This is a genomic window from Gardnerella sp. DNF00476 (genome assembly GCF_049262735.1).
GTDB classification, from domain to species: Bacteria; Actinomycetota; Actinomycetes; order Actinomycetales; family Bifidobacteriaceae; genus Bifidobacterium; species Bifidobacterium vaginale.
This window is the reverse complement of record NZ_CP058401.1, coordinates 1,740,158-1,751,333: the sequence shown is the minus strand read 5'-3', so window position 1 is coordinate 1,751,333 and position 11,176 is coordinate 1,740,158. Positions and strand designations below refer to the sequence as shown.

Sequence of the window (11,176 nt, the reverse complement as noted above, 5' to 3'; positions counted from 1 at the left end):
TATACTTTTCTCACATCCCTAGTATTTTTATATACCAATCCAATACTTCTCGTATCCTGTACAGGTCTGCCGTTTTACCTATTGATTCCCAACGATTTTGATATTGTGTGAACCATTCGTTCAAATTTGTTTTAAAAGATTTTGCTTCAGCTAGAGTAAATCTCTGGTTTAGTATGTACAACCCTAATTGGTTGAGCAGTTGTTGACCTTGAATGTTTAAAATGCTAGTGCTTATAAAATCTTTGTTTATATTTTCACAGTTTATATTTTCGCTGCAAGCATTTATATCGTAGATGCTCTTTGAGCATTCTGATAGAGTGCGATTATATTCTTTAGCATTTAATATTTGTGCTTCTCTTTCATTTAAGAATCGTCTTCTTGCTTGTTCTAGGGAAGTGTTTTTTGGATATCCTAATGAAAATAGTACATCCTCGTTTGCTATATTTTCGTTATTGTATTCAAGTTCTTTGAATTGTACAGCGTCAGACCAGCTGAATGCTTGTGCATGAGACGCTTGTTTAATAATGTTAAGTAAGTTTGAGTTTGTTCTGTTAGCAAATACATTACTTACCTTGTTTATTAAATCTTTTTTTGCAATATTATTAGATTTCCAAGCATATTCCGATGATATTATTACATACGGAAGTGAGAGTATTGGATCGTTTATATGTCCATAATCTCCCCAATCAGTTAACAAAAATCCTAATACATGATTTTTGTGCCCATATTCACATGTTTTGGATATGTTACTTATAGCAGAGTCAAAATCTGGTATAAGCCTATTCCAAGATTGTGTGCCAGGGCATACGTATTGATCGCGATTCTGACTTTTTATTAGTTTTATATTGTTTTCATTCACGTTTGCCGAGTAATCCCAATTTGCAAAAATAACATTTTTTGGAATATCAGCTAATAACTCTGGGTGTTTTATTGCAATATCAGCATACATTATTGGCTGCAAATCTAATTCGTGTAATTTTTCACATAGCTTTTTAATATAGGACAAATAAAGATTTGCCACTCCTATTTTTTCAGCAACATTTTTACTTTCACCGCATCCAAGGTCAAAGGTCTCATCGGCGCCAATATTAAACTTATTAGATTTAAATAGTGATGCATAATCTTTAATCCTTTTAGATATAAACGGTATAGTGTTAGGATTAGTGGGATTTAGAGTATGATGCATCATTCTTTCAACAAAACTGAAGGGTCTTTCTGATTGTTCTGGGAATTCACCAAGCTGTTTATATGAGTTACTTCTTAGTATTTCATACATGTGTCCAAAAGTTGCAAGTGTTGGAACGAGTTCTATTCCTCTTGCATAGCAGTATTCATCTAGATCGATAATCTCACTACAAGTTAATGGTGAATGTCCAATCCAGGATTCAATTGTGTCATCTAAATCGATAACATGTTCTACGTATAGTTGAAGTTGATTATATTTGTATAGACTTAACTGGTCTACTAAAGTTTTTAACCATGAAAGTTTTGGCACTCTTCCTCTTGAAACATCATAAGAATATGCTCTTACAGGTATTTCTGGAAAGTCTTGAATTTGTAATGATGGCAGTATTAGACCATATTGCATAATTAGTTGTCTTATAGTTTGTATTGCAAAGCATATACTTGCTATGCTTCCAGCTTCTATGTTTATAAGTGTTTGATTGGTCGAGATTTTAGATGAAATTTTATATTCTTGAATACGTAGATTTTTGTTAATAGCTGCCGATATAGCGCTTTTATATCCTTCTGAGTAGCTAATGCTCCAGTTGCAATTGTGATTGTTTTTCAAATCTTCACATAGCTGTTTTGCTGCTGTAGTTATTCTTAAGTCTGGTTTAATATTTATGAAACTAATATGACTTGATTGTGGAAGCGTAATAGTATCTTTTGCGTATATTGATATGTTTTGTGGTGAAGGTATTATTTCGGTATTTGAATTGTCGATTTTCATTTTGTGCTTCTTTGCTACTAGTTTTTACATTAATTTTTTGTTGATTGCTTCTTTGCTTTTTATATCTTAGAGATTCATGATTCTATTTTGAATTACTGATATACATTCTCCTATAAGAGTTATGTCATTGTTGCAAGTGCATCTTCTTACTGTACAAGGATGTTTTGGACTGTATGGACCATATTCTTGTATTGCTTTTTCTGTAGAGCTTATAAATACCTTATTTACAATGTCGGATGGTCCATAAATTACCACGTCTGTTAGGTCTAAAAGATTAATTGTTGTTGTGAGAGCTTTTCCTAAATAATTACCTGCCTCTGCTAATATATCTTCTGGTTTTCTATTTGATGTAAACATTTTTCTATGCAGTGTTTCCGCGGAAATATATGTTTCTAAACATCCTTTTTTGCCGCATGAACAATCTGGTCCTTGCGGATCTACTGTAATATGACCAATTTCTCCTGCAGAATTATTTATTCCAGTGATAATAGCATCATTTATTAATATTGATGCGCCAACACCTAACGATAACTGTATAAATATTGTATTTGGTACGCCGTTGCCGAAGAATCTTTCGGCTAGTAATGCGCTATTCGTGTCATGATCAACGATAATTGGACAATTAAAATGCTTAATCAACTCTTCTTTAATGTTTATATTTTCCCACTGAAGATTCGATGAGCGAACTACTCTTCCTTCATCGTCTACGATCCCAGGTACAGCAATTCCTATTCCTAGTATGTGATTATTTGAATTATTTATTAGAGTTTTGCAAACTTCTATGATTTTTTCACAGTTCGCATCTGTGCTTTTATATAACGATATTTCCGATCTTTTTAATATATCTCCGCACAGATTAACAACAGCGCCTTGTATGAGACAAGGTTGTGAAAGATCTATAGTTATAATGTTCCAATAGTTTGCGTCTACTTCGAGTAGTGTACCTTTTTTACCTCTTTCTATTTTTGACTCTTGACCACTTTCTACTAATATGTGGTCTTCAAGCATTTCGTACACGACGGTTGAAATAGATGCTTTTGATAATTTTGTTTTTCTTACGAGCATAGCTCTAGAAAGTATTTGTTTTGGGAATAAATAGTTGAATATTAGCATTCTGTTATTTATTCTTGCGTCGGCAGGTATGGTTTTTTGAGACACTGTCATTAATTGATTAATCATTGGCTTCGCTATTGTTTTTATGCTCATGTCGTCGTTCCACTTTTAATGCCCATTGTTTTATACATGATATTCTATCAGATAAATATATAGTTTGGAATATATACTAAAACATGTTTTTGTAAAATATTTTCTAATTTTATTTTTTATATATGAAATATTGGAACTATAGATTCCTTTATTTTTCAATGTTTTTATTAAATATATTAGATAGTCTTGCATTTTTATCTTTTAGTGCAATAATTGTACTTAATTGGTTTAATAGGGTTCAACTTCAAAGCAGAAGTATTTTTCTAAGGAGTTTATTATGACGCACAGCACACCGTCGCATATAAGCATAGGGGTAGATGTAGGTGGAACAAAAGTATTATGTGCAGCTTTCAATACTAATAATGAACTGATTGCGCATTCTCAAGTTTCTACCAAGCAAGGTGAAGTAGAGATTGTCGATGAAGTGTGCAAGCTTATTTCTGAAGTGATTAATCAAATTATCCTAAAATATGGCAATGATACTAAATTCACTATAGGAATTGGTGTGCCTGGTTTAGTTAATCAACATACTGGGCAAGTATCTGAATCAGTAAATTTGGGATCTCATAGTATAGATTTTAAGACTGAAATACGTAAACGTTTTGGATTGAATTCTGTAATAGATAATGATGTTAATGCTGCAGCATTCGGTGCATATAATTATTATGGTTCTGATTCTAGTAGTTTAGTGTTTTTGAATTTAGGTACTGGAGTTTCTGCGGGAATTATCATTAATGGCTCTATTTTCCACGGCTCCACTGGTGTGGCTGGAGAAATAGGTCATATAGTTGCTGATACGCAGGGTAGGGATTGCCCATGTGGACAGCGTGGATGTGTAGAAACAATAATCTCTGGAACTGGTTTATCTAAACTTTGGCCAGCAAAGAATGAGTATCCTATCGCGTCTTTGCTGCGCAATGTTTCTGCTAAAAATAAAGAAGCTGAAAAAGTATGGAATAAGTTCATTTCCACCTTAGTTAGTGCACTACAGATTATTACAGTTACTTTTGATCCAGAGATTATTGTTATTGGTGGAGGAGTGAGTAAAACAGGAGCAATTTTATTAAAAGGCGTAAAAGAATACATTTGTAGACTTGAACAAAAATCGTCATTTTTGTCCTCACTAAAAATACCCGATCGTGTAGTGATTGCAAATCAAGAAGTGTTCTTTGGTGCGTTAGGAGCAGCTCTTATTGGCAGACGCTACGATGATAAAGCAAAGGAGGAAAATTAAATATTTAAACCGTGTTGTAAAAGTATTATAAAAATCTCCGCATTGCATTTATTCTTCAGAAAACTACCTTTAACTATCTTTAAATTGGCAGATGATAACTGAATTAATGCAAGTGCGGAGATTCTTCTTATGCAATTAGCACTATAGTTGTCACAATCAACCTAGTTGCCAAAATCAATGTCTCCAAGCTTTTCAATAAGCTTCATGTTTTCGCTATAATCCACTGGGCAAGCTATAACGTCAACGCCGCTTTCTTGTTCCAAAGCTTCTTTAAGCATGTTGTATAAGTCTTCTGGCTTTTGTACGACATGGCCTCTAGCTCCAAAGCTTTCTGCCAATTTTGGAACATTTGGATTAGTAAAATCAACGTATTCGTGTTCTCCAGCGTGTAAGTCCATCTTCCACTTAATCAATCCGTAAGCGTTGTCTTCCCAAACTAGAACAACCATTCTAGAACCCACGCGAACAGCGGTTTCAATCTCTTGAACATTCATCATAAAGCTGCCGTCGCCCATAACAGCAAGAACAGGCTTTGTGTTGATTTTTCCACTATTATCTTTAATAACAGCTCCAGGCAAAGTCCAAGCCATTGTAGAAAGGCTGTTGTCTATAATGCACGTATTTGGATGCATTGTTGGGTAAAGCCTTGCCATCCACATTTTTAAAGCGCCCGTATCTACAAGAACCTTGGTTCCTTCTGGAACAGCGCGCCTAGTGTCGTATACAACACGCTGTGGTTTCATAGGAATACTGTTATCGTTTTCAAACGAACGTAGCTCGTCTGTAATCATTTGACGAATCTTTGGGTGAGTTACATCAAAAGTAATGTTTCTATCCTTAAGAACATTTGTAAGAGTTTTAAGAGTCTGACCAATATCTGCCATAATGTTTAGGGCAGTAGGGTAGTGTGCGTCTGTGTCTTCAACAAATGTGTTTATGTGAATAATAGTCTTGTCAATATTTGGATTAATCTTCTTAGGGTCAAACTGTTGTATAGAGAATCCAACAGCAATAATCAAATCTGCTGTATCGAAAGCAAAATTCTCATAATCCCTATGCATGAATCCGACTACGCCAAGAGCATTAGGGTGATTATCTGGGAACACGCCTTTGCCTTCAAATGTTGTTGCAACTGGAACATTAAGCTGTTCTGCAAAAGCGCGTAGCTGATCTTGAGCATGGCTTCGTGCAACTCCGTTTCCTGCAAGAATAATCGGCGTTTTTGCTTGGCTAATGATTTTAGCAGCTTCGTCAATAGTATCTGGAGCGGGAAGGATGTGCAGAGGTCTTGGAAGTGGAAGTGGCTTTGCGTTTTCTGGAACGCTCATTTCGCTAATGTCTTCTGGGATTACAAGGCAGGTTGCTCCTGGACGCTTTCTTTGAGCGATTGAGAAAGCTTTACGAACCATTTCTGGAGCAGTGCTTGGAGCTAACATCATCGAAGACCACTGAGTGATCGGTTGGAACAATGACACCAAATCAATGATTTGGTGAGATTCTTTATAAAGACGAGATACGTTTCCTTGAGCGCATATTGCAACAAGCGGGGTCGTGCTTGCGTTTGCCTGAGCCACTGGAAGAGTAAGATTTAATGCTCCAGGTCCAAGCGTTGCTAAGCACACGCCTGGCTTTCCAGTAATATGAGCATAAGTTGCGGCCATAAAACCTGCGCCTTGCTCGTGGCGAGTAAGCACAAAGCGTATGTTTCCATTTCGTTCAATTGCTTCTAAAAGCGGAATATTTTCTTCGCCTGGGATTCCAAAAACAACTTCAACGCCTTCATTTACAAGGCATTCTACAACCAAATCTGCTGTGTTTCTTTTATGATTGTTTTGTTTTGTTTTCTGCAATTCTTCGTTTGCCATAATTGCGCTTCTCGCTTTTGCTTTAAGTTGTTTCAGCCTTTAAGCTTAAACTTCAAGACTTCTTTTCCATTTATAATATAGTCTTCTACGACATGCGCCCATTTTGCGCGTGTCATAAAAATGGGCGGATTTTTGCCTATTCGCTTTGTGGCAAAACTAAAGCTCTTTTAAGACAATATGCCTTGTTATTTCAACGATTTTGTCGGGAATTTTTGCCCCTTTGGATTGGGTTTCTTATACAATTGAACGAGTTGTGTATTTTTGTCACGGAGGAACGATGAGGCGCTGGCTTCTGAATTTGGTCAAGTGTGAAACCATCCTTATTGTGGCCGCCGTTTTAGCTGTTATTTCTTGCTTTTTCGTTCCACCAGATGCGCAATATTTTAGCTACATTCACGTAAACACTATTTCTCAACTTGTTTGCTTAATGATGGTTGTTTGCGGATTCCAACGAATAGGCGTTTTTAGAAGCATTGGCGCGAATCTTCTTAGAAGAGTTAGGACTGAGCGCGGATTAGTTCTGGTTCTTATGTCTCTAACGTTTTTCTCAGCGATGCTTATAACTAATGATGTTGCACTTGTAACTTTTGTTCCTTTTGCGATTTCTGTTTTGATGATGGCGAATGCAGAAAAGCACGCAATTCTTGTTGTGACTTTAATGACGATTGGTGCAAACGTTGGAAGTATGCTAACTCCTATTGGCAATGCGCACAATTTGTATCTTAAAGCGCTTACTAGAATGTCTACTGGTGGATTTCTTTCCATTATGGCTCCGTACACGCTTACTGCTGCGATTCTTATGATTGCGTTTGCGTTTGTGTTCTTTAGCTCTAGAAAAGTCGATCAATTTGAGGGCTTGCATGGAGATGACATTGAACAAAGTGTCTTGGCTCCGCACTCTAAATCACCTAAACCAGATGAGATTCGCGTTATGGGTTACGGTGTTGGTTTTACTCAATGGCGAGTTATTGTTTATAGTCTTTTATTTGTTTTGTGCTTGTGTGGAGTAGCTGGCTGGATTCCAGACTGGATTATGGTTTTGGCAGTTGTTATTGCCTTTATTATTTGCGATTCGCATGTGTTCCGCGCTCTAGACTGGGCTTTGCCTCTTACATTTATAATGTTCTTTATTTTTATTGGAAACATGCGTAGGGTCCCAGGATTTACCGAGATTGCACAAATGTGGGTTGGCTCTCATCCTATGGAAGTTTCGGTTGTTTCTAGTCAAATGATTAGTAATGTTCCAACTACTATCTTACTTTCAGGCTTCTGCGACCAGTGGAAGATGCTTATTATTGGTACTAATCTTGGCGGTATGGGAACGCTTATTGCGTCTATGGCATCTTTGATTTCATACAAGAGTATTACGCATAAGTATCCTCATAATAAGGGTCGCTATTTGCTTATGTACACAATTGTGAATCTTCTTTTCTTGGCTGTTTTGATTGGTTTAGCTTGGATTATTGAGTAGTGTTTTTCTGGCTTTTTGCGTGATTTTTGCATTGTGGGTGTGTCTTTTATTGCAATTATTGTGATTATTTTCACATATTTTTACGTTATTCTGCAATGAAATGCTAGTAAATTTCAGATTATTTGCGATTTTGTTGTATTATTTTCTATTAAATCGCAATTATGCTTAATAATTTTCATTTTATTTAAAATATATACGAAAATCATCAAAAATTGAATATAACATTATAACAAATTTATGTCTTGGCTTATCCATTATTATGGCTTCTTGCACTAAGTTAAGTTTGGGCAAAAGACTTTTGGCATTAATTACATTTTCTCTCTTGTAATTTTGTAAATTATGCATGCCAAAATCAGCTCACATATTAATAAAAATATATAAGGAGAGAACTATGAACGGTGTTCTGTCTATACTGCTAGATGTTTTTAGACAACCATCTGTAATAGTTGCAATGATTTCTCTAATTGGTCTTGCAGTACAAGGCAAAAAGATTTCCGACATAGTACAAGGCTCTATTCGTACAATGATTGGTTTCTTAGTATTGGCAGCCGGATCTGGAGTAGTCACTGAAGCACTAAATCCTTTTGGGAGCATGTTCCAATATGCGTTCCATGTTCAAGGCGTAGTACCAAATAATGAAGCTATAATCGGTACAGTTCTTATGAAGTATGGATCAGAAGCAGCATTAATCTTCTTCTTTGGAATGATTGTTAACATTGTTTTATCAATAACATCTAGATTTAAGTTCATTTACTTAACTGGTCACGTTGCATTCTATATGGCAAGTATGCTCGCAGTAATCTTCAATGTCGCAGGTTTTAATACTCTAACCGTTATTATTCTCGGATCATTCGCTCAAGGTCTACTTATTACGATTTCTCCAGCATTGGTTCAGTCATTTATGCGCACTGCCTCCGGCAAAGATGATGTTGCACTTGGACATCCTACGAGTAGTGGAGTTCTTATTGGAACTTTGATTGCAAAACTTACAGCTTCTAAAAAGCATCCGTCTAAGTCTACTGAAGATATTAAGTTCCCAGCTGCTCTTGGATTCTTAAAAGATACAACTGTTCTCATTGCACTTTCAATGGCAATTATCTACGCTGTTGTAGCACTTTTTGCGGGGCCGCAATATATTGAATCGCATTTATCTAATGGGCAAAACTTTATTGTGTTTGTTATTCTTAAGGCTGCAATGTTCTCTGCAGGCGTTTTCATTATTCTTGCAGGCGTACAGGTTGTTTTAGATGAGATTGTTCCAGCATTTAAGGGAATATCCGAAAAACTCGTTAAAAACGCTAAACCAGCATTGGATGCTCCTATGACTTTTGGTTTTGCTCCAAACGCTGTTCTTATTGGATTCTTGGCAAGCTTTGCTGGCGGAATTGTTGGAATGGTTATTATGGCTTTGGCTGGCACAACAGTTGTTATTCCAGGAATTGTTGCTCACTTTATGGCTGGTGGTGTTACTGGCGTATTTAGTAACGGCCAAGCTGGTAGAAGAGGCTGCGTTGTAGGCGGTTTTGTTAATGGTATTGTTATTACATTCTTGCCGTTACTTCTTTTGCCTGTTTTGGGTAACCTTGGTTCTGCAAACTCCACTTATTCAGACGCTGATTTTGGTGTAACTGGAGTTTTTCTTGGTTACACGAATGTTGCAGGAGGCAAAATCGTAAGTATTATTGCAGTTGTAATATCTTATGTTCTTTTCTACGCGTCTTCAATATTGTTGACGCGCAGAGAAAATAGTAAAGTCAAATATGCAATTGAAAACTAATACAATTGTGAAGAGTTATTGTAGAAATTAAACTTAAATCACAATTAAAAATAGAAACGATAAGTCTAAAAGGTTATGATCTTGAATTTGCGATTAAATAGCAACTTTAATCAATAATTTAAGATTGTAGCCTTTTGTAGTATAGGCACGCCTTAATCGTATATTGGCATAATATACTGATACTATGTAACTGTTGTGTGTTTTGAAAGCAAATTTGTAAAAATTTTCTTAAAAGCTTCATTTTTTAAGATTTTTTTTTTAATAGCTTTTAAAAGAAAATTACTATTTGGAGAGTGGATTGTGACCGAAGGTGTACCTAAATATATTGCCGTGCGAGACAATCTTAGGAAACGCATTGACTTAATGGAGCCAGACGAACAACTTCCTCCAGAAGTAGAATTGTGTAAGCAATACAACGTTAGCCGAATTACTCTTAGACATGCAGTTGATAATCTGATATTGGAAGGTCTGCTTGTAAGAATACAAGGCAAAGGAACTTTTAGAGCAAGAGATGTTATTCACAGTGTTAACCGTGAAGTTATATCAGACCAGGTTCAAGGCTTTTACCAGAATTATTCTGAAAGCAAAGAACATATACGAATCAAAGTTATTCAAAATGATGTAGTTAAAGATGAATCTGCTGCTTATAAGCTTGGTTTAGATGAGTCAATTGATCTGATTTGTGTTAAACGATTAAAGTACGTTGATGACGTTTTGTCTAATTACAGTGTAGTTTATCTTGAAGCTTCAAGATTTCCAAAAGTTTTGACTCATGATTTTACGAAAAAATCTTTAGCAGAGTTTCTAGAAAGCGATTACGCTGTAAAGCTTTGTGAAAATGATTTGTCTGTTCATGTTGAGCAACTATGTGGAACCATGGCAAAAGTTTTACAGGTTGAAGATAAAACTCCATCTCTTGCAGTTGAATCCATTGTTAAGGACTCTTTTGGTTCAATAATAGCCTTTGGTGCTGCTGTTTATACACCAAAGTATTGTGATATTCAATTCAAAATGCATATTACTGTTTGATATTACTTTATTTATTCTTGAACGATTCTTGTTTTTCTATATAAAAATGTTCTAGTATACAGAAAATCTCCGTTACCAAATGTAAACAAATGATAACGGAGATTTTTCAAACTCTAATTAAGATCGCAATCTAATGCGACTATTTTAAAGAGCGTTGATTGCCAAAGCAAGACCAGACTTACGGTTTGCAGCCTGATTCTTATGAATCACACCACGACCTGCAGCCTTGTCAAGCTTCTTAGCAGCCACTGCGAATGCAGCTTCAGCTGCAGCCTTGTCACCAGCAGCGATGGCTTCACGAGTAGCGCGGATAGCAGTCTTCAAAGCAGACTTCACTGCCACGTTACGCTTGTGTGCCTTCTCATTGGTGAGCACGCGCTTTTTCTGCGACTTAATGTTTGCCACTATTACTCCAAACGACGTTTGCTATATCAAGGACATACAAAGGGTAAGCATAGCATGATTCTTGGATAAAACCACTAATTTTCACGAATATTAATCACCATAATGCTTACTGCATGCATTAAATGTAATTAAGTGCATAACTTGCTGTTCTTATCTTCTTGGACTAGGGTAGTCAAGTTGCTACCATTAATGAGTTACAGTGCTTGATGCACATTATACTATATATTCATTGTGT

At 36.0% G+C, this 11,176-nt stretch carries 8 protein-coding genes; 4 read left to right on the top strand and 4 right to left on the bottom strand.

What is annotated here, in order from left to right:
- Positions 1-10: 10 nt before the first annotated feature.
- Both HXT25_RS07050 and HXT25_RS07045 read right to left on the bottom strand, forming a co-directional pair.
- Entirely contained in the window at positions 11-1,954 is a 1,944-nt protein-coding gene (locus tag HXT25_RS07050; protein WP_004138157.1) for a beta-N-acetylhexosaminidase, read from the bottom strand.
- Positions 1,955-2,020: 66 nt separating this feature from the next.
- Complete coding sequence (locus tag HXT25_RS07045; RefSeq protein ID WP_004114978.1) at positions 2,021-3,160, bottom strand: ROK family protein; 1,140 nt, start codon at positions 3,158-3,160, stop codon at positions 2,021-2,023.
- A gap of 277 nt (positions 3,161-3,437) precedes the next feature.
- Between HXT25_RS07045 and HXT25_RS07040 the strand changes: the two genes are divergently transcribed.
- Positions 3,438-4,394 carry an ROK family protein gene (locus HXT25_RS07040; RefSeq protein ID WP_004114979.1) on the top strand — a complete coding sequence of 319 codons (957 nt, stop codon included), beginning with the start codon at positions 3,438-3,440 and terminating at the stop codon, positions 4,392-4,394.
- Between the two features lie 161 nt (positions 4,395-4,555).
- Here the strand turns inward: HXT25_RS07040 and HXT25_RS07035 are convergent, their stop codons facing one another.
- Entirely contained in the window at positions 4,556-6,259 is a 1,704-nt protein-coding gene (locus HXT25_RS07035) for an acetolactate synthase large subunit (protein WP_422118829.1), read from the bottom strand.
- Positions 6,260-6,536: 277 nt separating this feature from the next.
- On the opposite strand from HXT25_RS07035, the gene HXT25_RS07030 reads away from it, so the two are divergent.
- The 3 genes from HXT25_RS07030 to HXT25_RS07020 all read left to right on the top strand — a co-directional run bounded on the left by HXT25_RS07030 (position 6,537) and on the right by HXT25_RS07020 (position 10,536).
- Positions 6,537-7,730 carry an SLC13 family permease gene (locus HXT25_RS07030; RefSeq protein WP_004113569.1) on the top strand — a complete coding sequence of 398 codons (1,194 nt, stop codon included), beginning with the start codon at positions 6,537-6,539 and terminating at the stop codon, positions 7,728-7,730.
- A 391-nt stretch (positions 7,731-8,121) separates the two neighbouring features.
- A complete protein-coding gene (locus HXT25_RS07025) occupies positions 8,122-9,507 on the top strand; it encodes a PTS ascorbate transporter subunit IIC (RefSeq protein WP_004113572.1) in 1,386 nt (461 codons plus the stop codon).
- 300 nt (positions 9,508-9,807) lie between these two features.
- On the top strand, positions 9,808-10,536 hold the full coding sequence (locus HXT25_RS07020) for a GntR family transcriptional regulator (RefSeq protein WP_004114987.1): 729 nt from the start codon (positions 9,808-9,810) through the stop codon (positions 10,534-10,536).
- Positions 10,537-10,680: 144 nt separating this feature from the next.
- Here HXT25_RS07020 and rpsT read toward each other — a convergent pair whose 3' ends face one another.
- Positions 10,681-10,941 (bottom strand): 30S ribosomal protein S20, encoded by a 261-nt coding sequence (rpsT, locus tag HXT25_RS07015; protein ID WP_004113577.1) that lies wholly within the window; start codon positions 10,939-10,941, stop codon positions 10,681-10,683.
- Positions 10,942-11,176: the final 235 nt, after the last annotated feature.